This is a genomic window from Mangrovactinospora gilvigrisea (genome assembly GCF_001879105.1).
In the GTDB taxonomy this organism is placed as follows: Bacteria; Actinomycetota; Actinomycetes; order Streptomycetales; family Streptomycetaceae; genus Mangrovactinospora; species Mangrovactinospora gilvigrisea.
Window position 1 is genome coordinate 1 of record NZ_MLCF01000120.1, and the last position, 21,803, is coordinate 21,803.

15 protein-coding genes are annotated in these 21,803 nt (G+C 73.9%); 7 read left to right on the forward strand and 8 right to left on the reverse strand.

Annotation, left to right across the window (positions count from 1 at the left end):
- Positions 1-332: 332 nt before the first annotated feature.
- From BIV57_RS18865 to BIV57_RS18875, 3 genes are all read right to left on the reverse strand, one after another.
- Positions 333-4,127: a multifunctional oxoglutarate decarboxylase/oxoglutarate dehydrogenase thiamine pyrophosphate-binding subunit/dihydrolipoyllysine-residue succinyltransferase subunit gene (locus BIV57_RS18865; RefSeq protein ID WP_071658028.1), complete on the reverse strand. Its 3,795-nt coding sequence runs from the start codon at positions 4,125-4,127 to the stop codon at positions 333-335.
- Positions 4,128-4,299: 172 nt separating this feature from the next.
- A complete protein-coding gene (locus BIV57_RS18870; protein ID WP_245797803.1) occupies positions 4,300-5,409 on the reverse strand; it encodes a HAMP domain-containing sensor histidine kinase in 1,110 nt (369 codons plus the stop codon).
- Positions 5,410-5,422: 13 nt separating this feature from the next.
- Entirely contained in the window at positions 5,423-6,259 is an 837-nt protein-coding gene (locus tag BIV57_RS18875; protein WP_245797804.1) for a response regulator transcription factor, read from the reverse strand.
- Between the two features lie 125 nt (positions 6,260-6,384).
- On the opposite strand from BIV57_RS18875, the gene BIV57_RS18880 reads away from it, so the two are divergent.
- Both BIV57_RS18880 and BIV57_RS18885 read left to right on the forward strand, forming a co-directional pair.
- Positions 6,385-7,410, forward strand: a complete 1,026-nt coding sequence (locus tag BIV57_RS18880; protein WP_107409625.1) for an NAD-dependent epimerase/dehydratase family protein — start codon at positions 6,385-6,387, stop codon at positions 7,408-7,410.
- 186 nt (positions 7,411-7,596) lie between these two features.
- A complete protein-coding gene (locus tag BIV57_RS18885) occupies positions 7,597-8,550 on the forward strand; it encodes an IS481 family transposase (protein ID WP_071658030.1) in 954 nt (317 codons plus the stop codon).
- A gap of 13 nt (positions 8,551-8,563) precedes the next feature.
- Here the strand turns inward: BIV57_RS18885 and BIV57_RS18890 are convergent, their stop codons facing one another.
- The 4 genes from BIV57_RS18890 to xylA form a co-directional block, all read right to left on the reverse strand.
- Positions 8,564-9,265 carry a spermidine synthase gene (locus tag BIV57_RS18890; RefSeq protein WP_071658031.1) on the reverse strand — a complete coding sequence of 234 codons (702 nt, stop codon included), beginning with the start codon at positions 9,263-9,265 and terminating at the stop codon, positions 8,564-8,566.
- A 23-nt stretch (positions 9,266-9,288) separates the two neighbouring features.
- Entirely contained in the window at positions 9,289-10,656 is a 1,368-nt protein-coding gene (locus tag BIV57_RS18895; RefSeq protein ID WP_217651745.1) for a hypothetical protein, read from the reverse strand.
- Between the two features lie 21 nt (positions 10,657-10,677).
- Positions 10,678-13,020, reverse strand: coding sequence for an alpha-L-fucosidase (locus tag BIV57_RS18900; protein ID WP_071658032.1), 2,343 nt, complete (start codon positions 13,018-13,020; stop codon positions 10,678-10,680).
- 118 nt (positions 13,021-13,138) lie between these two features.
- Complete coding sequence (xylA, locus tag BIV57_RS18905; protein ID WP_071658033.1) at positions 13,139-14,305, reverse strand: xylose isomerase; 1,167 nt, start codon at positions 14,303-14,305, stop codon at positions 13,139-13,141.
- A gap of 147 nt (positions 14,306-14,452) precedes the next feature.
- Here xylA and xylB point away from each other — a divergent pair, with 147 nt between their 5' ends.
- Positions 14,453-15,913, forward strand: coding sequence for a xylulokinase (gene xylB, locus BIV57_RS18910; RefSeq protein ID WP_071658034.1), 1,461 nt, complete (start codon positions 14,453-14,455; stop codon positions 15,911-15,913).
- Positions 15,914-15,925: 12 nt separating this feature from the next.
- Here xylB and BIV57_RS18915 read toward each other — a convergent pair whose 3' ends face one another.
- Entirely contained in the window at positions 15,926-16,444 is a 519-nt protein-coding gene (locus tag BIV57_RS18915) for a gluconokinase (RefSeq protein WP_071658035.1), read from the reverse strand.
- 85 nt (positions 16,445-16,529) lie between these two features.
- Here BIV57_RS18915 and BIV57_RS18920 point away from each other — a divergent pair, with 85 nt between their 5' ends.
- The 4 genes from BIV57_RS18920 to BIV57_RS18935 all read left to right on the forward strand — a co-directional run bounded on the left by BIV57_RS18920 (position 16,530) and on the right by BIV57_RS18935 (position 21,767).
- Positions 16,530-17,246, forward strand: a complete 717-nt coding sequence (locus tag BIV57_RS18920; RefSeq protein ID WP_071658036.1) for a FadR/GntR family transcriptional regulator — start codon at positions 16,530-16,532, stop codon at positions 17,244-17,246.
- A complete protein-coding gene (locus BIV57_RS18925) occupies positions 17,243-18,481 on the forward strand; it encodes an ROK family protein (RefSeq protein WP_071658037.1) in 1,239 nt (412 codons plus the stop codon). The genes BIV57_RS18920 and BIV57_RS18925 overlap by 4 nt, the downstream gene beginning before the upstream one ends.
- Positions 18,482-18,627: 146 nt before the next feature.
- Positions 18,628-19,809 (forward strand): glycosyltransferase family 4 protein, encoded by a 1,182-nt coding sequence (locus tag BIV57_RS18930; RefSeq protein ID WP_071658038.1) that lies wholly within the window; start codon positions 18,628-18,630, stop codon positions 19,807-19,809.
- A 398-nt stretch (positions 19,810-20,207) separates the two neighbouring features.
- The gene (locus BIV57_RS18935) at positions 20,208-21,767 is read left to right on the forward strand and encodes a sugar transferase (protein ID WP_245797805.1); all 1,560 of its coding nucleotides are present in this window, start codon (positions 20,208-20,210) and stop codon (positions 21,765-21,767) included.
- Positions 21,768-21,803: the final 36 nt, after the last annotated feature.

Genomic DNA, 21,803 nt, shown 5'->3' on the forward strand with positions numbered 1-21,803 from the left:
CACCGAGGATCCCTCCGAGGAATCCACGTCGTGATAGGCGTGAGACAGGAGAGACATCCGATGAGGCGTCAGGCATGGGGCACCCCAGGGTGGTTGGACGGTGGGAAAGCGCTCGGGTGTGATCACACGCGTGCAGGTATGGGCGAAGGTAGCCGGACGTTTGGGCTCCGACAAGAGGTCGGACGTATGAAAACCTTTCCAAGGTCGGATGATTGCTGAACGAAGAGCGTCAATCCCACCGAAAACGTCGGAGCCCCGGCCCGCCACAAGGGCGGAACCGGGGCTCCGGGTGCTGCTCGTTCAGACCGTCATCGGATCTTCGTCCGGCGTCGTCAGGCGGTGAACACCCGCGTCACGAGGTCCTCCTGCTCCTGGTCGTGCCGCTTCTTGGCACCGACCGCCGGGGCCGAGGAGGACGGGCGGGAGACCCGCACCAGCCGCTCGCCCGGCGCCACACCGTCGCCGATCTTCAGGTCGAGGTGGTCGATCAGGTTGAGCGCGATGAACGGCCACGCCCCCTGGTTGGCCGGCTCCTCCTGGGCCCACACGAACTTCGCCGCGTTCGGGTACTTGGCGATCTCCGCCTGCAGCTCCTCGCCCGGGATCGGGTACAGCCGCTCCACCCGGACGATCGCCGTGTCGGTGATCTTCTCCTGGTCGCGCCGCGCCGCCAGGTCGTAGTAGACCTTGCCGGAGCAGAACACCACCTTGCGGACGCCCGCCGGGTCGACGGTGTCGTCCCCGATGACCGGACGGAACTGGCCCTGGGTGAACTCCTCCGTCTTCGACGCCGCCGCCTTCAGGCGCAGCAGCACCTTCGGGGTGAAGACCACCATCGGCTTGTGGGCCGGGTTGTGCGCCTGCCAGCGCAGCAGGTGGAAGTAGTTCGACGGCAGGGTCGGGTTGGCCACCGTCATGTTGTTCTGCGCGCACAGCTGGAGGTACCGCTCGATGCGCGCCGAGGAGTGGTCCGGTCCCTGGCCCTCGAAGCCGTGCGGCAGCAGCAGCGTCACGCCGGAGCGCTGGCCCCACTTCTGCTCGGACGAGGAGATGTACTCGTCGATCACCGACTGGGCGCCGTTGGCGAAGTCGCCGAACTGCGCCTCCCACATCACCAGGGAGTCCGGGCGGGCCAGCGAGTAGCCGTACTCGAAGCCCATCGCCGCGTACTCGCTCAGCAGCGAGTCGTAGACGGTGTAGCGGGCCTGGTCCTCCGACAGGTACAGCAGCGGGGTGTACTCCTCCGCCGTGTGGTTGTCGATGAGCACCGCGTGGCGCGAGTTGAAGGTGCCGCGGCGGGAGTCCTGGCCGGCCAGCCGCACCGGCACGCCCTCCATCAGCAGCGAGCCGATGGCGAGCGTCTCGCCCATGCCCCAGTCGATGGTGCCGTCCTCCACCATCTGCGCCCGGCGCTGCAGCTGCGGCAGCAGGCGCGGGTGGACGGTGAGCCACTCGGGCATCGACACCTGGGAGTCGGCGATCCGCTTGACGACCTCCAGGGACACCGAGGTGTCCACCTTGGTCGGGAACGGCGCCTCCGGCGGCTGCGCCTCGGTCTCGACCGGGGCCTCCTTCGCCGCCTTGACCTCGGTGAAGACCTTCTCCAGCTGGTCCTGGAAGTCCTTCAGCGCCTGCTCGGCCTCGTCCAGCGTGATGTCGCCGCGGCCGATCAGGCCCTCGGTGTAGAGCTTGCGCACCGAGCGCTTCTTGTCGATCAGCGAGTACATCAGCGGCTGGGTGAACGCCGGGTTGTCGCCCTCGTTGTGGCCGCGGCGCCGGTAGCAGATCATGTCGATCACGACGTCCTTGTTGAACGCCTGCCGGTACGCGAAGGCCAGGTCGGCGACCCGGACGCACGCCTCGGGGTCGTCCCCGTTGACGTGGAAGATCGGCGCCTCCACCATCCGCGCCACGTCAGTCGCGTACTGCGAGGAGCGCGAGGAGGAGGGCGGGGCGGTGTAGCCCACCTGGTTGTTGACGATCAGGTGGATGGTGCCGCCGGTGCGGTAGCCGCGCAGCTGCGACATGTTGAGCGTCTCGGCCACCACGCCCTGGCCCGCGAAGGCCGCGTCGCCGTGGATGGCCACCGGCAGCACCGTGAAGGCGGTGCCGGCCCGGCCCAGGATGTCCTGCTTGGCGCGGGCGATGCCCTCCAGCACCGGGTCGACCGTCTCCAGGTGGGACGGGTTCGCCGCCAGGTTCACCTTGATCTGCTCGCCGCCCAGCGCGGTGAAGGTGCCCTCCGCGCCCAGATGGTACTTGACGTCGCCGGAGCCGTGCATCGACTTCGGGTCGAGGTTGCCCTCGAACTCCCGGAAGATCTGCGCGTAGGACTTGCCGACGATGTTGGCGAGCACGTTCAGCCGGCCGCGGTGCGCCATGCCGATGACGGCCTCGTCCAGGTGCGACTCGGCGGCCTGGCCCAGGATCGCGTCCAGCAGCGGGATGAGCGACTCGCCGCCCTCCAGCGAGAACCGCTTCTGGCCGACGTACTTGGTCTGCAGGAAGGTCTCGAAGGCCTCGGCGGAGTTGATGCGGCGCAGGATGCGCAGCTGCTCCTCGCGCTCGGGCTTGTCGTGGCCCTTCTGCTCCACGTGCTTCTGGATCCAGCGGCGCTGCTCCGGGTCCTGGATGTGCATGTACTCGATGCCGACGGTGCGGCAGTACGAGTCGCGGAGCACCCCGAGGATGTCCCGCAGCGTCATCATCGACTTGCCGGCGAAGCCGCCGACCGCGAACTCCCGCTCCAGGTCCCACAGGGTGAGGTTGTGGGAGTTGACGTCCAGGTCGGGGTGGCGGCGCTGCTTGTACTCCAGCGGGTCGGTGTCGGCCATCAGGTGGCCGCGGACCCGGTAGGAGTGGATCAGCTCCATCACGCGGGCGGTCTTGTTGACCTCGTCGTCGTGCGAGACGGCGATGTCCGGCGCCCAGCGGACCGGCTCGTAGGGGATCCGCAGGCTGCGGAAGAGCTCGTCGTAGAAGCCCTCCTCGCCGAGCAGCAGCCGGTGCATCACCCGCAGGAACTCGCCCGACTGCGCGCCCTGGATGATCCGGTGGTCGTAGGTGGAGGTCAGCGTCATGACCTTGGAGATGGCCAGCCGGGCCAGCGTCTCCTGGGCCGCGCCCTGGAACTCCGCCGGGTACTCCATCGCGCCGACGCCGATGATGGTGCCCTGACCGGGCATCAGCCGCGGCACCGAGTGGACGGTGCCGATGCCGCCCGGGTTGGTGAGCGAGGCGGTGACGCCGGAGAAGTCGTCCACCGTCAGCTTGTTGTTGCGGGCCCGGCGCACGATGTCCTCGTACGCCTGCCAGAAGGTGAGGAAGTCCATCTCCTCGGCCCGCTTGATGCCGGCCACCACCAGCTGGCGGTCGCCGTTGGGCTTGGTGAGGTCGATGGCCAGGCCCAGGTTGACGTGCTCCGGGGTGACGAGCTGCGGCTTGCCGTCCTTCTCGTCGTAGGCCCGGTTCATCTCCGGCATCGCCTTCAGCGCCTGCACCATGGCGTAGCCGATGATGTGCGTGAAGGAGACCTTGCCGCCGCGCGCCCGGCGCAGGAAGTTGTTGATGACGATGCGGTTGTCGATCAGCAGCTTCGCGGGGACGGCGCGCACGCTGGTCGCCGTCGGCAGGCCGAGCGAGGCGTTCATGTTGGACGCCACCCGGGCGGCCGGGCCCTTGATCGGGGTGATCGTGGGGCCGGACTCCTTCTTCTCCGCGGCGGGCGCGGGCTTCGCGGCGGCCGGGGCCGGCGGCGGCGCGGGGCGCGCGGAGGGCGCCGGGGCGGCGGCCGGCTTGGGCTGCGCGGCGGGCGCGGCCGCGGCTGCGGGGGCGGGCGCCGGGGCGGCCGGGGCGGCCTGCGGAGCGGGGGCGGCGACCGGAGCGGCGGCGGCGGGGGCCGCGGCGGCCGGCTGGGCCGGCGTCTGCTTGGTCGTGCCGGTGGCCGGGGTACCCGGCTTGTAGTCGGCGAAGAAGTCCCACCAGGCTCGGTCCACGGAGTTCGGGTCCTGGAGGTACTGCTGATAGATCTCGTCGACGAGCCACTCGTTGGGGCCGAAGTCGGTGCCGGGGGCGGGTGCGCCCGGGGCAGACTGACCGTTCGAGGGGTTGGGGGACTGTGGCGACACGGCGGTAACCGCCCTCTTCCGCTTCCTAGATATGTGGACCAGCGGAAGTCAAGGCTACACAGGGACGTATGGATTGAGTCAGCGGTCCCGATCGATGTGACGAATTGCCAACGGTTGCGGCGCTCGATGGTGACGTCCGGTCGGCTCGGCGTGGCCGGGGGCGTGAGAAGGATCACTCCGCGCTCTCGGGCCGCCGCGGCGCGGGGACCGGCGCGGGCGGCGTCCGGCCCGGCAGCTCCACCCGCATCCGGCAGCCCCGGTCCGACTCCGCGACCTCGATCCTGCCGCCGTGCAGGCTCACCGCCCAGCGGGCTATCGCCAGCCCCAGGCCCGTCCCGCCGCGGGCCGAGGCCGCCCCCGGCCGCGGCTCGGCCCGCGCGAACCGCTCGAAGACCCGGGTGCGCTCGTCCTCCGGGATGCCCGGCCCCTCGTCGTGCACCTCCAGCACCAGCGAGCCGGTGTTGCGGCCGGCCCGCGCCGAGACCGCGACCAGCCCGCCCGACGGGCTGTGCCGGCAGGCGTTGTCGAGCAGATTGGCCACCACCTGGTGGAGCCGCTCGCGGTCGGCGATCGCGGTGAGCCCGCGCGGGCGGACGGCCAGCACGATCCGGACGTCCGGGCGGAGCGCCTGGGCGCCGACGGCGGCCTGCCGCACCACATGGATCAGGAACGTCTCGACGGGGAACCAGCGGGCGTCCAGCGGCACCACCCCGTTGTCGAGCCGGGAGAGGTCGAGCAATTGCGCCACCAGCCGGCCCAGCCGCTCGGTCTGCTCCAGGGCGGCCTTCATGGTGCCCGGATCGGGGTCGCTCACCCCGTCCACGATGTTCTCCAGCTGCGCCTGCAGCGCCGAGATCGGGGTGCGCAGCTCGTGCGCCACATTGGCGACCAGCTCGCGGCGGTGCCGGTCGACGCCGGCCAGGTCGGAGGCCATCCGGTTGAACGCCTCGGCGAGCTCGGCGATCTCCGAGGAGGCGGTGGCGCGGGCCTGGACCCGCCGCCCGTAGTCGCCCCGGGCCATCGCCCGGGCCGCCTCGGCCATCGCCCGCAGCGGGGCGGCGACGGCGTGCGCGAGCAGCTGCATCAGGGCGAGCGAGACCAGCAGCGCGGCCACCACCAGCAGCCGGGCTGGGGTGTGCAGCGGACGGGCGGCCAGCAGCAGGCCCGCGGTGACGCCGACGCACGCCGCCATCAGCAGGCCCATCCGCAGCCGCAGCGAGCCCAGCCCCCGGCCGGACGCGGCGCGCGGCGGGCGCTGCTCGGGTTCCGGGGGCGCGCTCAACGGGCCGTCCGCCTCAGGGCGTCTCGAGCGCGTAGCCGACGCCGTGCACGGTGCGGATCCGCTCCGAGCCGATCTTGCGGCGCAGCGCCTTCACATGGCTGTCGACGGTGCGGGTGCCGGAGGCGTCCGCCCAGTCCCACACCTCGCTGAGCAGCTGCTCCCGGGAGAGCACCGCCCGCGGCCGGCGGGCCAGGCAGGTGAGCAGGTCGAACTCGGTGGGGGTGAGGTGGACGTCGCCGCCGGCGACGCGCACCCGCCGCTGGGTGTGGTCGATCTCCAGGTCGCCCAGCCGCAGCGTGCCGCCGTTGGGGGCGTGCGCGGCCACCGCGGCCCGCTCCACCCGGCGGAGCAGGACGTGCACCCGGGCGGAGAGTTCGCGCATCGAGAACGGCTTGGTCATGTAGTCGTCGGCGCCGACGCCGAGGCCGACGAGCATGTCCGTCTCGTCGTCCCGGGCGGTGAGCATCAGCACCGGGACGGGGCGGGCCGCCTGGACCCTGCGGCACACCTCCAGCCCGTCCAGGCCGGGCAGCATGATGTCGAGCACCAGCAGGTCGGGCTGCCAGGCGGCGGCGAGCTGCACGGCGGACGGGCCGTCCCCGGCGACGGCGGCCTCGAAGCCCTCGGCGCGCAGCCGGGCGGCGACGGCCTCGGCGATGGTGGGTTCGTCCTCGACGACGAGGATGCGGCGGGCGGGCGCGTTCTGCTGCGGCCCGCCGGGCTGCTGGACGTACGGGTTGTGGTTGCGGTGCTGCGGGCCGGTGGTGTGCTGGCTGCCGGCGTGCGGGCCGGTTCCGTGTCGGCTCGGATGGTTGTACGGCCGGTCCTGGCCGTAGCGCATGCCCGTCATGGGTCTGCCCCCCAGGTCCCCAACGGCGGTACCCCTGCCGCCTGGTGGAAGCGTACGGCCCGGGGGCTGTCCGCCGACAGAGAACGACGGGACTCGGAACGGGCGCACCGTGGTGGGCTGGGGCGATGAGGATTCTTGTGATGGGCGGCACGGTGTTCGCCGGTCGGGCCGTGGTCGACGAGGCCCTGGCCCGCGGGCACGAGGTGACGGTGTTCAACCGGGGTGTCTCCGGGGTCCCCGCGCTGGGGGATGTCAATGCGCTGCCCGGGGTGCGCGCGATACGCGGCGACCGGCTCGCCGAGGGCGAGGTGGAGCGGCTCGCGGGGGAGGGCGAGTGGGACGTCGTCGTCGACACCTGGACGCGGGCGCCGGGCGCGGTGCGGGCGGCGGCGCGGGCGCTGGCCGGCGTCGCCGGGCGGTACGTCTACGTCTCGTCCGCGTCGGTCTACGACCACGAGCGGATGACGGCGGACCGCACCGAGTCGGCGCGGACGCTCTCCCCGGCGCCGGACGAGGGGGACGACCGGCCCGAGGGGTACGGCCACAACAAGCGGGGCGGGGAGGCGGCGGCGGAGCAGGAGTTCGGGCCGGAGCGGGTGCTGCTGGCCCGCTGCGGGCTGATGGTCGGCCCGGGCGAGGTGGTCGGACGGCTGCCGTACTGGCTGCGGCGCGCGGCGGCGGGCGGCGAGATGGTCGCGCCGGGGCCGGCCGACCTGGACATCCAGTGGCTGGACATCCGCGACATGGCGGCGTTCCTGCTGGACGCGGCGGGGGCGGGGCGCAGCGGGCCGTACAACCTGGTGTCGCCGGTGGGCGCGCTGCGGCTGGGCGCCCCGCTGGAGGAGTGCGTGCGGGTGACGGGATCGGCGGCGACGCTGCGCTGGATCGACGCGGAGGTGCTGCTGGCGGCGGGCGTCGAGCCGTGGAACGAGCTGCCGCTGTGGATTCCGGAGGGGCATCCGTACCGGTTCCTGCACGGGTGGGACGTGTCGCGGGCGCTCGCGGACGGGCTGCGGATCCGGCCGGTCGCGGAGACGGTGGCGGACACCTGGGCGTGGGTGCGGGAGTTGGGCACGGAGAAGCTCGTGGTGCCGGGGCGGCCGGAGGCGTGGCTGACGCCGGAGCGGGAGCGGGAGCTGCTGGCCGGCTAGGCCGTTTCTGACGGATATCCGTGGAGGTAGGAGCGGCGCCGCGGAGATCCGTCAGAAGCGGCCTAGTTGTTCTGTCTCGGGAGGTTGTGGACGGTGATGCAGGTCTCGGCTGGGGGATCTTGAACGGGTGAGGGCCTTCCGGGTTCGGTGTGGATTGCGACATCGACGCCGACCAGAAAGGCCCTCGTGCCCCACCGTAATGCACCCCTGACCGAGACCGGCCGCCTGCGTCTGGCCCGCTGCGTGGTCGAGGAGGGCTGGCCCCTGCGCCGGGCCGCCGAACGCTTCCAGGTCTCGCCGACCACCGCCCAGCGCTGGGCTGCCCGCTACCGGGCCCTGGGCGAGGCCGGGATGACCGACCGCTCCAGCCGTCCCCGCACCAGCCCGCGCCGGACCCCGACCCGCACCGAGCGCAGGATCATCAAGGTCCGCGTGCTGCGCCGCTGGGGGCCGGCCCGCATCGCCTACCTGCTGCGCCTGAACCCGGCCACCGTGCACCGGGTCCTGACCCGCTGCCGCCTGGCCCGTCTGGCCCATCTGGACCGGGCCACCGGCCGGGTCGTCCGCCGCTACGAACGCGCACGGCCCGGCGAACTGGTGCACGTCGATGTCAAAAAGCTCGGCAACATCCCCGACGGCGGCGGACACAAGGCCCTCGGCCGCCCGGCCGGCCGCAGGAACCGCACAAACGCCGGCTACAGCTACCTGCACAACGCGGTCGATGACCACTCCCGCCTGGCCTACAGCGAGATCCTCGGCGACGAGAAGAAGGAGACCGCCACCGCCTTCTGGGCCCGGGCGCAGGCCTTCTTCTCCGCGGCCGGGGTCACCGTCGAGCGCGTGCTGACCGACAACGGCTCCTGCTACAAGAGCTACTTGTGGCGCACCGCTCTTGCGGAGCAGGGCATTTCACACAAGCGGACCCGCCCCTACCGGCCCCAGACCAACGGGAAGGTGGAGCGGTTCAACCGCACCCTGCTGGAGGAGTGGGCCTACGTCAAGGCCTACCGGACCGAGTCCGAACGGCGTGCCGCATACCCCGGCTGGCTGCACGCCTACAATCACCACCGCGGACACACCGCACTGCAGGGCCAACCACCCGCCAGCCGCGTTCCCAACCTCACGGGTCAATACACCTAGTGCCGTGACGGCACTAGTGCCGGGTGGCGGGCCGTTGCTTGTCGCCTGCGGCGGCGTAGACGATGTCCGGGGCGGCGCGGGGGGTGGGGACGGGCACGGGGAGCGCCTCGACCTTCGCGAAGCGCTCGCGCAGGCGGGCCTCGTAGGGGTCGGACGGCGCCGCGGACCACACCGTCAGCACCCCTCCCGGCGCCAGACGGTCCGTCAGCAGGTCGAGGCCCGCCGGGCCGTAGAGGCCGGCGTTGGAGTCGCCGACCGTCCAGTCCGGGCCGTTGTCGATGTCCAGGCAGATCGCGTCGTACCGGGCCGGGGTGCGGCGCAGGTGGTCGAGGAGGTCCTCCTCGACCACCCGGGTGCCCGCGGGGAGCGGCGACAGCGGCCCCTCCCGGTGCCAGGCGACGATCGCCGGGTCCAGCTCCACCACGGTCACCGCGGCGCCGCGCGGGTCGGCCGCGGCCTCGTCGAGCGAGAAGCCGACGCCGAGCCCGCCGATCAGCACGCCCGGCGCCGGACGGCCGTCGAGCCGGTCCAGCGCGGCGCGGACCAGCAGCCGTTCGGAGCGTCCGTCCGAAGTGTCCATGAGGAACACCCCGTTGGAGATGATCTCGTGGCGGACGCCGCCCCCGGGCGCCGTCCGCCGGCGCAGCACGGTCTCGCCGAACGGTCCGTCACGCCGGTCCAGGACCTCGGGCTCGCGGTTCTCGAAGGTCTCCATGATCGCGGGTCATGCTAGTCCGTTCAGCCGTCCAGGCGCAGCAGCGTGGCGCCGCCGGGGGCGAGCGTCAGGGGGAGCCTGGCGGTGGCCTTCGCGGGGGTGAAGGAGTCCGTGCGGGCGACATAGGCGGCGACGCCCTTCGCCGCCGGGCCGAGGCCGAGGGTGACGGTGGACGTCGCGTGCGGGGTGCGGTTGGCCACCAGCAGGTAGCGGACGGAGGCGTTCGCCGGGTCGGTGAAGCGGCCCAGCACCACCGCCGCGCCCGTCACCGAGGCGACCCAGTCGTCCGGTGCGAAGACCGCCACCCGGGCCGGCGGGTTGGGCTCGTTGGCGTGCTCGACGCTCTCCGAGGGCAGGTGCTTGAGCACCTTGCCGACCCGGGAGAGCCAGGTCGCGTTGAGGTGCTTGGAGTCGGCGTAGTGCTCGGTGCGCTTGCCGTCCACGGTGAGCAGCGCCGACTGGAAGCCCTCGCCGCGGGCCGGGTCGGGCGTCCAGTAGGTGAAGTACTGGATGCCCTTGGCCCCGTACGCCAGGCTGATGTTGACCTGCCAGGCGAGGTCGGCGGCGCTCGGGCTGCGGCGGCCGTTGAAGGCGAGCGTCTGGATGAAGACCCAGGACGGGATGCCGGCGGCCTGCGCCACTGCCCGGTGCTGCGCCCAGTTGGTGAGGTAGTTGGGGTCCTCGTTGCCGTCCGCCGACATCGGGTAGCGGTCGAAGGAGAGCAGCGGCGGGTGGACGGCGTCGACCACCGCGTTGAGGTAGGTGTCCTGGCCGGGCCCCTGTCCGGGCAGCAGGTTGATGTAGGGCAGCAGGCCCGGGGCGGCGGTGCGCATGGCGCCCATCGCCTTGCCGAGGCTGTCGAAGACGGCCTGCCCGCTGGGCTCGTCGTAGAGGTTGAAGCCGGCGAGCGAGGGGTGCCCCTGGTAGGTGGCGACGATCTGCTTGGCGAGCGCCGCCGCGTCCGCGCTGCTGATCGACATCGGGGTGGTGCGGTCGTCGCTGATGGTGAAGCGGTGGGTGAGGTCCAGCAGCGACTGGTCGTCCGCTATCAGCATCTTCAGGCCGACGGCGTCCGCCTGGGTGAGCGCGTACTTGAGGATGTACTGGTCGAAGAGGTAGTTGCCGGTGATGGCGAAGGTGAAGCCGGCGTCCACGATCTCCTGGTAGCGCTGCTTGGTGGTCTCGAAGGGCGGCGGCGGCCAGAAGATGCCGATCGGGAAGTCGGGGCCGGAGAGCAGCGGGAGGTCGTCGGGCCAGGGGTCGGTGTCGGCGGCGGCCGCGGCCCGCGGCGCGGCCGCCGCGGCGGTGCCGGCGGCGGCCGCGGGGACGGCCGCGCCGGCGGCGAGGGCGAGTCCGCTGCCGAGCACGGCGCGGCGTGATGCTCTGGTCATGGTCGTCCTTCTGAGTGCGGGTCAGGAGGTGGAGATCTTGAAGCACCAGGCGTACTGACCGGAGTCCGCGGCCCGGGCGGGGACGTCGATGCGCAGCACCCCGTCGCCGCCCCGGCTCCAGGCCAGGGCCGGGCCGTTCCAGCCGAGCAGGGTGATGCGGGCGCCGGCCGGTATCGGCACGGGGGAGGAGACGGCCAGCGACGATCCCGGCCTGGCGAGCGAGAAGATGTAGAACGCGCGGTCGGGCCGGAGGGTGAAGCGCAGGTCCGCGCCCTCCTCGGGGGTGCGCGACCAGTAGGTGGTGTCGAAGATCGCCTCGCCGTTGACGTCCAGCCAGGCGCCGATCTGCGTCAGCCGGTCGGCCATCACCTGGGGGATGGTGCCGTCCCCGCGCGGCCCGATGTCCAGCAGCAGGTTGCCGTTCTTGCTGACGATGTCGACGAGCAGCTGCACCGCCGCCTCGGCCGTCATGTACTGGTCGTCGGGGGTGGCGCTGTTGTAGCCGTAGGAGTGCGGGTCGAGGCCGCGGCTGGACTCCCACTTGGCGGTGACCGTGGAGTGGTAGGTGGTGTACTCCGGCGTGGTGAAGTCGTGGTGGGCGATGCCGCCCCGGTCGTCCACCGCCACGTCCTTGGGCGCGGCCCCGGACGGGAAGTACGCCGAGTTGTACAGCTCCGAGACGGTGTGCAGCGAGTCGTTGGCGCCGCCGATGTCGAACCACAGGATGTCCGGGGCGTAGCCGTGGATCAGCTCCATCACCTGCGGCGTCTGGTACTGCGAGACGTAGTCGCGGCCGGCCGTGTAGCCGGTGTAGGGCACCGGCTGCAGGGTGTAGGGGTTGCGCGGGGCGTGGCCCATCCAGGGGTTGTCCGGGTTGAACCACTCGGGCAGCGAGTAGTAGAGCCCGTTCTTCAGCTGCGGGGTGTGGCGCCGGGACGCCTCGAAGAGCTCCTTGACCAGGTCGCGGTGGGGTCCGAGCTTGCCGGCGCAGCGGCCGGAGACGGCCGAGTCCCAGTTGGCGAAGCCCTCGTGGTGCTTGGACGTCAGGACGTAGTAGCGGGCGCCGGCCTTGGCGAACAGCTCCACCCAGGCGCGCGGGTCGAACTTCGCGGCCGTGTAGGAGGGGATGAAGTCGTCGTAGGCGAAGGACTCGCCGTACTTCTGCGCGTGGTAGGTGTACGTCGGACCGCCCGTGCTCTGCATCGAGTTCCAGTACCACTCGGCGTAGGTGCCGCCGACCGGCGCCCAGGCGGGTACCGAGTACACGCCCCAGTGGATGAATATCCCGAACTTCGCGTCCTGGAACCAGTAGGGCGCCTGGTGGGTCGCGAGGGAGGCGTCGGTGGGCTGGAAGCGGGGGATGCCGACGGTGAGCGCGGTGCGCTGGGAGGCGGCGGTGGTGCTGCCGGCCCGGGCGAGCACGGTTCCGGTGACGGAGGTGCCGGCGGCGGTGCCGTCCGTGGTGCGCACCGCGATCCGGACGCGGGCCTGCTCGCCGGGCTCCAGCCGCTGGATCTCCGCGGGGGCGGCGGTGGCCAGGTGGGGCGCGTCGACGAGGACGCGCAGCCGGTCGCCGGGGGTGACGGCGACGGTGCCGGAGTTGGTGACCGTGGCCTCCACGGACTGCCACGCGCGCGGGCCGAGCAGGCTGGTGGTGGAGCGGGCGCCGGTGAGGGCGAGGGAGCGGCCGCGGGCGGCGGGGCGCAGCGTCAGGGCGAAGATGTGCGAGGCCGTCTCGTTGGCCTGCGCGGGGTTGCCGGGCGGCAGGGTGAGGGCGACGGCCTGCCGGGACGGGTCCATCCACACCTCGGAGACCGAGATGCCGACGGGGTTGTCGTCGCGCTGGCCGTTCGGGGCGTAGCGGAAGGCGGTGTGCAGCGGCGCGCCGGCGCCGGCCTGGTACCAGTCGGGGGCGGCGAAGCTGCCGGTGGTGGTGGAGCCGTCCGCGTAGCTGACGGTGACCGTGCCGCCGCCGTTGCCGTAGGAGCCGGCGGTGAGCAGCGAGGCGGCGTAGTAGCCGCCCTGGGGGAGGGGGATGCGCTGGCCGTTGGCGACGAGGTTGTTCCTGGCGCCGGCGGCGTCGGAGGGGAAGAGGTACGGGGTGCCGGCGACGGTGGTGGTGCCGGCGGCGGGGAGCTGCTCGCCGGGGAAGGCGTAGCCGGAGCCGTCGAAGTTGCCGTCACGGGCCGGGGCGGTGGCGATGCCATCGTTGTCGAAGAGCGCGCCGAGGTCGACGGTGACGGGGTCGGCGGGCGGCTGCCAGCCGCCGCCGGCCTGCGCGCTCGCCCGGGGGGTGCCCAGGGCGGCGGCGGTGCCGGCGGCTGCTGCGGTGGCTAAGACGGTGCGGCGACGGTAGGTGCTCATGAACCCTCCCGGGGGTCGGGCGGCGCTTCTGAGGTCCAGTCATCCGATGTGAAGCGTCGGCCGGGAGGGACATGGGTGTCAATGCACGAATCAGCCTCGGATCGCGGCTGACCGAGCGTTAGCGCGCAGCGAGCAGGTGGTCCATCGCCAGCTGGTCCAACCGCTCGAAGGCGCAGCCGCGCTCGGCGAGCTCGTCGGCGGTGGGCGTGTCCTGCTGGTTGCGCAGGTCGGCGAGGGTCTCGCCGGCGCCGAGGGTGGGCTGCGCGAGCTCGTCGACCTTGGCGACGCGGAGCGCCTCCTGCACCTCGGGGTCGGCGCGGAAGGCCGCGGCCCGCTCCTTGAGGATCAGGTAGTTCCGCATGCAGCCGGCCGCCGACGCCCAGACGCCGTCGTAGTCCTCGGTGCGCGGCGGCTTGAAGTCGAAGTGCCGCGGCCCCGCGTAGCCGGCCCGCTCCAGCAGGTCCACCAGCCAGAACGCCTGCCGCAGGTCGCCGTTGCCGAAGCGCAGGTCCTGGTCGTACTTGATGCTGTTCTGGCCGTTGAGGTCGATGTGGAAGAGCTTGCCGGCCCACAGCGCCTGCGAGATGCCGTGCGTGAAGTTGAGCCCGGCCATCTGCTCATGGCCGACCTCGGGGTTGACGCCGAACAGCTCGGGGTGCTCCAGGCGCTCGATGAAGGAGAGCGCGTGGCCGACGGTCGGCAGCAGGATGTCGCCGCGCGGCTCGTTGGGCTTCGGCTCGATGGCGAACCTGATGTCGTAGCCCTGCTCCAGGACGTACTCCGCGAGCAGGTCGAAGGCCTCCTTCATGCGGTCCAGCGCGTTGCGGACGTCCTTGGCGGCGCCCGACTCGGCGCCCTCCCGGCCGCCCCACGCGACGAAGGTCTTCGCGCCGAGCTCGGCGGCGAGGTCCAGGTTGCGGGCGACCTTGCGGATCGCGTAGCGGCGCACCTCGCGGTCGTTGGCGGTGAAGCCGCCGTCCTTGAAGACCGGGTGGGTGAAGAGGTTGGTGGTGATCATCGGCACGGTCATGCCGGTGGACTCCAGCGCCTTGCGGAAGCGGGCGAGGATCGCCTCCCGCTCGGCGTCGGACGACCCGAAGGGGATCAGGTCGTCGTCGTGGAAGGTGAGCCCCCAGGCGCCGAGGTCGGCGAGGCGCTCCAGGGCCTCGACCGGGTCGAGGGGGCTGCGGGTGGGGTCGCCGAACTGGTCCTTGCCGAGCCAGCCGACGGTCCACAGCCCGAAGCTGAAGCGGTCGGCGGGGGTGGGGCTGAAGGCTGAGGTCATCGCGTGCTCCTATTCGTCAAGCCGATTGACAAACTAGTATGCGGAGGCCGCCCGCGGCAATGTGTCGGAGCGAACGGCGCGCGGCGGACAGCGCGGCGCGCACAGCGCGGGGCGGACGGGTTCGGGAGCGGACGAGAGGATGCGGGCATGGCAGCGATCGTGATCGGGGTGGACAGCTCGACCCAGGCGACCAAGGCGCTGGCGGTCGACGTCGAGAGCGGCGAGGTCGTCGGCACCGGCCGCGCCCCGCACACCGTCCGGGGCACCGGCGGCGCGCGGGAGTCGGACCCCGAGCAGTGGTGGGACGCGCTCCGCGCGGCGCTGGAGGCGACGGGGCGCGCCGGGGAGGCCGCGGCCGTCTCGGTGGGCGGCCAGCAGCACGGGCTGGTGGCGCTGGGGGCGGACGGGCGACCGGTGCGGCCGGCGCTGCTGTGGAACGACGTCCGGCCCGCGCCGCAGGCCGAGCGGTTGGTGGCGGCGCTGGGCGGGCCGCAGGAGTGGGCGCGGCGGATCGGCTCGGTGCCGACGGCGGCGTTCACCGCCGCCAAGTGGGCGTGGCTGCGCGCCAACGAGCCGGAGGCGGCGGCGCGGGTGCGCGGCATCCGGCTGCCGCACGACTATCTGACGGGCCGTCTGCTCGGCGACGCGCTGCGGCACGGGGTGACGGACCGCGGGGACGCCTCGGGGACGGGGTGGTGGTCGGCGGTGACGGGGGCGTACGCCGAGGAGGTGCTCGCGCTCCCGGAGGTGGCCCTCGATCCGGCCCTGCTGCCGGAGGTCGCCCTGCCGGGCAAGCCGGTCGGGGAGGCGGCCGCGGGGCTCCCGCTGCGTCCCGGGGCGCTGGTCGCCACCGGCACGGGCGACAACATGGCCGCGGCGGCGGGGCTCGGGCTCTCCGCGGCGGGCTCGGGCGGAACGGCCGTGCTCAGCCTCGGCACCTCCGGGACCGCCTACACCGCCTCCGCCCGACCGGCCGCCGACCCGACGGGCGTGGTCGCCGGCTTCGCCGACACCCTCGGCGGCCACCTGCCGCTCGCCTGCACCCTCAACTGCACGCTGGCGGTGGACAAGACGGCCGCCCTGCTCGGCCTCGACCGCGACGCCGCGGCGGACTCCTCCGGCGAGGTGGTGATGCTGCCCTTCCTGGACGGCGAGCGCACCCCCAACCTGCCGTACGCGTCCGGGCTGCTGTACGGCCTGCGCCAGGGCACCACCGGCGCCGAGGTGCTGCGCGCCGCCTACGAGGGGGCGGCCTACCTGCTGCTGGCGGCGCTCGACGAGGTCCGCGCCCAGGCGGGCGGCGGTGGTTCGCCCTCCGGCGAGCTGCTGCTGATCGGCGGCGGCGCGCGCGGACGCGTCTGGCTCGACGTCGTCCGGCGCCTCAGCGGCGCCCCGGTGCGCGTCCCCCGCGCCGACGAGCTGGTCGCCCTCGGCGCCGCGGCCCAGGCGGCCGGCCTGCTCACCGGCGAGGACGCCGCCGCGGTGGCTCACCGCTGGCAGACCGCCACCGGGCCCGTCCACCCGGCCGTGCGGCGCGACGAGCGGGCCTGCGCCCGGCTCGCCGAAGCGGTGGCGCGGTCGGGGGAGCTGACGGCCCGTCCGCTCTGAGACCGGCCGGGGTCAGCGTGCCGGCAGGCGGTCGGCCGCCGCGGCTGCCAGGGCGGCCGGGGCGGGGCCGATGTCCAGGCTGGTGCCGGGCTCGTCCGGGCCGAGCGGCTCCAGGGTGGCGAGCTGGGAGTCGAGCATCGCGGGGGACATGAAGTGGCCCTCGCGGTGGCCGATGCGGTCCTCGAGGAGGGCGCGGGAGCCGGTGAGGTGGAGGAAGGCGACCTCGGGGGCGGCGGTGCGCAGCAGGTCGCGGTAGGCGCGGCGGAGGGCCGAGCAGGTGACGACGCCGCCGGTGCCGTCCTCGTGGCGGGCGCGCAGCCACTCCTTGACCGCCTCGAGCCACGGCCACCGGTCGGCGTCCTCCAGCGGGATGCCGGCGCTCATCTTGGCGATGTTCGCGGCCGGGTGGAACTCGTCGGCCTCGGCGAGCGGCAGTCCGAGCCGCTCGGCGAGCAGCGCGGCGACGGTCGTCTTGCCGGCGCCGGCGACGCCCATCACCACGACGAGCGGAGGATGCGGGGAGTGGGTCATGGGGTCAGCCTGCCTCGATTGGTAGTACTTAAGCAAGGTGATGTGACTGATTAGTAATACCGTGTGGAGCGGATACCCTGAGGCTGTGACCAGTAAGGCGCTGCCCGACCGGCTGGTCGGGGCCCTCGGACCCGACATCGTCTCCGGCCGGCTCGCGGCCGGCGATGTGCTGCGCCTCACCGAGCTGGAGGCGCGGTTCGCGGTCTCCCGGACGGTCGTCCGCGACGCGGTGCGCCGGCTGGAGGGGGCCGGGCTGGTGGCCGCCCGGCGCAGCGTCGGCATCACCGTCCAGCCCGCCGCGCGCTGGGACGTCTACCACCCCGCCGTGATCCGCTGGCGCCTCGCCGACCCCGGCGCCCGCCGCGCCCAGCTGCGCTCGCTCGGCGAGCTGCGCGCCGCCGTGGAGCCGTCCGCCGCCGCGCTCGCCGCCCGCCGCGCCGACCCCGATCAGTGCCGCCGGCTCAGCGCCCTCGGCGCCGACCTGACGACCACCGCCCGCTCCGGCGACATGGCCGCCTTCGCCGGCCACGACCGGGAGTTCCACACCCTGGTGCTGGAGGCGTCGGGCAACGAGATGTACGTGCGGTTGGGCGAGGTGGTCGAGGAGGTGCTGCGGGGCCGCGGCGAGCTGCGGCTGATGCCGCGTCACCCCGCGTCCGAGGCGGTGCGGTTGCACCGGGCGGTCGCCGAGGCGGTCTGCGCGGGGGAGCCGGAGGACGCCGCGCGCGCCATGCGGGGCATCGTCGACCAGGCGATGGAGGAGATCGCCGAGGACCTCGACGCCCGGGACGGTGCGGCATGAACGTGCCGAGCGGAGGCCCGGCGTCCCAGGCCGGGATGCGCCGCCGCAACCTCGCCCTGGTGCTGCGGACGGTCGCCGAGCGCGGCCCGCTCTCCCGCGCCTCGGTCGCCAACGAGGTGGGGCTGACCAGGGCCGCCGTCTCCACGCTGGTGGAGGACCTGCTCGCCGCCGGGCTCCTCGCCGAGCTGGGCCCGGAGCGTTCGCAGCGCGGCCGGGTGGGGCGGCCGGGCAGCGCGCTGCGCCTCGCGGCGGGCCGGTCCGCGCCGGTGGGCCTGGGCGCCGAGATCGGCGTCGACCATCTGGCGGTCTGCGCGGTCGATCTGCGCGGCGCGGTGCTCGCCCACGTCCACGAGGAGACCGACAACCGCGGCCGTCCGCCGTCCGCCGTGGTGGGCCGGCTCGCCGAGCTGGCCGCCAAGCTGACGGAGGGTCTGGACGCCGGCGGCCCGCCCGCCGGCCTCGCCGTCGCCGTCCCCGGCCTGGTGGGCGACCCCGCGGACGGCGTCGTCGCCCGCGCCCCCAACCTGGACTGGACGGAGGAGCCGGTGGCGGCCCCGCTGCGGGACCGGCTGGGCGGCCTGCCGGTCACCGTCGACAACGAGGCCAACCTCGGCGCGCTCGCCGAGATGTGGCTCTGCCGGCCGCCCGGGGTCCGCGACTTCCTCCATGTCTCGGCCGGCATCGGGGTGGGCGCGGCGCTGGTCATGGACGGCCGGCTGCGCCGCGGCGCGCGGGGCTTCGCCGGGGAGCTGGGGCATGTCCCGGTGCGCCCGTCCGGCCCGGTCTGCAGCTGCGGGGCGCGCGGCTGCCTGGAGCAGTACGCCGGGGAGGAGGCGGTGCTGCGGGCCGCCGGCATCGACCCGGCGGAGGCCGCGCGGCAGGCGGGGCCGGCCGGCCGGGTGCGGCTGCTGGCGGAGCGGGCGCGGCGGGGCGACGGACGGGTCCGCGGTGCGCTGGTGCGCGCGGGGACGGCACTGGGCATCGCGCTCGCCGGGACGGTCAACCTGCTGGACCCGGCGGCGGTGGTGCTGGGCGGGGGCTTCGCGGAGGTGGCGCCGTGGGCGCTGGCCGCGGTGCAGCGGGAGTTGGCGGAGCGGCTGCCGGCGCGGGGCGTGCCGCGGCTGCTCGAGGTGTCCGTCCTGGGGCGGGAAGGGCCGCTGCTCGGGGCGGGTAATTCGGTGATCCGCGGGATTGTCGAGGATCCGGTGGGATATTGGGAATCCAGAGCGCGATGAGCTGAGGTTTTCGCGTTGTCCGGGGCGGCCCGCTTGTGGGCGCTGTTCGGATCCGCTGTGCTTATTCGCGCAGTTCCGTGCGCCCTGTGCCGGGGCCCGCGGCAATCGGAGGGGTGGGTTCCCAATTGGCCGACGATTTTCCGGAATTGACCATTCTGCATGTGGCGCAGCCGGTCACCGCCGGGGTGGCGCGGATCGCCGCCGACCTGATCAGGCGGCAGCGCGCCGAGGGGCTGGACGTGGTGCTCGCCTGCCCCGACGCCGGGACGCTGCCCGGCGAGGCCGCCGCGGCCGGGGCGCGCGTGCTGCGCTGGGAGGCGAGCCGCGAACCCGGGCGCACGCTCCCCGGGGAGGTGGTGCGGCTGCGCGCCGCCGTGCGGGCGGCCGCGCCCGGCCTCGTCCATCTGCACTCCTCCAAGGCCGGGTTGGCCGGGCGGCTGGCGCTGCGCGGCCGGCTGCCCACCGTCTTCGAGCCGCACGCCTGGTCGTTCGCGGCCGTCGGCGGCGCCACCGCGCGGGCCGCGCTCGCCTGGGAGCGGTACGCCGCCCGCTGGGCGCACCGGGTGCTGTGCGTCAGCGACGGGGAGCGCGCGCAGGGCGCGGCCGCCGGGGTGCGGGCGCGCTTCGCCGTGGTGCCCAACGGGGTGGACACCGACTCCTACGGCGACGGCGATCCGCGGATGCCGTCCCGCGACGAGGCCCGCCGGGCACTCGGCGTCCCGCCGGACGCGGCGCTCGCGGTGTGCCTGGGACGGGTGTGCGAGCAGAAAGGGCAGGATCTGCTGGTGCGCGCGTGGCCCGCGGTGGTGGACCGACTCGGGGGATCCGGGGGCGCGTTGGGGGAGCCCGGCACCGGAGCGCGCGCGGGAGTGCGCCGTCCGGTCCTGGCCATTGTCGGGGAAGGGCCCTGGGCGGGGCGGGTGCGCGAGGCCGCCGGGGGGCGTGGGGACGTGCTGTTCCCGGGGGCGGTGGACGACCCCCGCCCCTGGTACGCCGCCGCCGACGCGGTGGTGGTGCCCTCGCGGTGGGAGGGCATGGCCCTGGTGCCGCTGGAGGCGATGGCGGCCGGACGGCCGGTTGTGGTCGCCGACGTCGCCGGAGCCGTCGAGGGGCTGCCACCGGAGTGGCGGGATCGGGCTGCTGTGCCGCCCGGGGAGCCCGGGACGCTCGCCGCCGCCCTCGCCGACCTGCTCCAGGACCCGGACGCGGCCGCCCGGTTCGGCGACGCGGGCCGCCGCCGGATGCGCGAGCGGCACGGCCTGGCGGCGATGGGACGCGGCGTCGCGGCCGTCTACCGGGAGGCGCTGGCGGAGGCCGGCCGCGGCTGACCGGAATGCCGTTCGTCGGATCCTCGATTGCGCAAGGGTCGATCGGGCCGCATTTCAAAGGAGTTCGATGATGGCCGGTAAGCATTGCCCGGGTCACGACCCCGACAAAGGCCGGTCACAGGGTTTCGGCAACGCGTTGTACCTTCGCGGGGGCAACCGGTAGCCTCTCGAATGCGTCTCTGCCATGGGGAAGGCAGCGCACTCTTGGGGAACACAAGTCTTGGGGATCTTTGGGGAGTTCGGGGGGCGTGGGGGGTCCGCGGCATGGCACGGAGGTGCCGCCGAGCACACCCTTGTCGTCGTCCTTCTCCCGGTTCACAGCGCCCGGTCAGGCGCGGGCGGTCCGCCTCCGCACGCGCTGAGCGGGTGGTTCGGGTTATGGGAGGGGCCTCGAACCGATGACGACCTATCACGATCAGGATCTGCACGGGGGGATGCAGCGCGGCGCGGTCGCCGCGCCGCCCGAGGCGCGGCCTGCCGCGCCGGTCCCCGCGCTCACCACGACAACGCTCAACACCGGGCGGCGCGGCCGTCGTCCGGACACCGCTGACCGCCGGCCGGGCAGCCGCCCGGCCGCGAGGGGCAGCGGCGGCGGTCTCCGCCAGGCGCTGGCGCCGGCCCTGGTCGACGCCCTGGCGCTGGTGGCCGGGCTGATCGCGCCCGGCGCCGGCTCGCTGCACGGCGGGCTGCTGCGCGCCGCGGTGCTCGTCCCGGTCGTGCTCGCGGCGAACGCCGCCGGCGGCCTCTACCGGCCCCGGCTGTCGCTCTCCGCGCTGGACGAGACGCCGCAGCTGGCGATCCGGGGTGCGGCCTGCCTCGCCGTCGTGCTGGCCCTGGGGCAGAGCCTGCGCTGCGGCTTCCTGAGCGTGCCCGCCGCGCGCGGCGCGTTCCTCGTCTCCTTCACCGTCTACCTGGTCACCGCGGTGTGCGGGCGCTCCGTCCTGTACGGGCTGCGGCGCGCGATGCGGCGGCGCGGGCCCGGCCGCCCGGTGCTGATCCTGGGCGCCGGACGGGTCGGGCGGCGCATCGCCGGCGCGCTGCGCGAGCACCCCGAGTACGGGTTGTGGCCCGTCGGCTTCCTGGACGCGGCCGTGCCGCGCACCTCCGAGCCGCTGGCGCTGCCCGTGCTGGGCACGCCCGCCGACCTCGGCCGGGTGGCCGTCGACTTCGGCGTCCGGGACGTGGTCGTCGCCTTCGGCTCGTTCGGCGAGTACGAGACCGCCGAGGCCGTGGAGACCTGCCGCCGCCTCAACCTGACGGCCCAGGTGGTGCCGTGGCCCTCGGGCGCGCGCACCGGCGCGGCCCCAGAGGGCGGCGCGCGCGGCGACCACCTGTGGGGCTTCCCGGTGCGGCGGTGCGCCGCGGAGCGGGAGCGCCCCGGGGCGCGGTTCGTCAAGCGGTTCATCGACGTGGCGGTCGCCGGCGGCGCGCTGCTGCTGCTCTCGCCGCTGCTGGCGGCGTTCGCGGTGGCGGTGCGGCTGGACGGCGGGCCGGGTGTGATCTTCCGTCAGAAGCGCATCGGGCACGGCGGGCGCGCCTTCACCATGCTGAAGTTCCGCAGTCTGCGGCCCGCCACCGAGGGCGAGTCGGAGACCCGCTGGTCGATCGCGCACGACGACCGGCTCAGCAAGGTCGGCAACCTGCTGCGCAAGACGTCCATCGACGAGCTGCCGCAGCTGTGGAACGTCGTCAAGGGCGAGATGAGCCTGGTCGGGCCGCGGCCCGAGCGGCCGCACTTCGTCGAGCGGTTCAGCCGGGCGTACCCGGGCTACGGGCAGCGGCACCGGATGCCGACCGGGCTGACGGGGCTGGCGCAGATCAACGGCCTGCGCGGGGACACCTCCATAGAGGACCGGGCGCGGTTCGACAACTACTACATCGAGCACTGGAGCCCCTGGCAGGACGTGGCGATCGCGCTTCGCACCGTCGCGGGGCTGATCCGTCCTGGGGGTAGCTGAGGTATGTCACGGTTGCCGTCCGCGGTGCTCACGCGC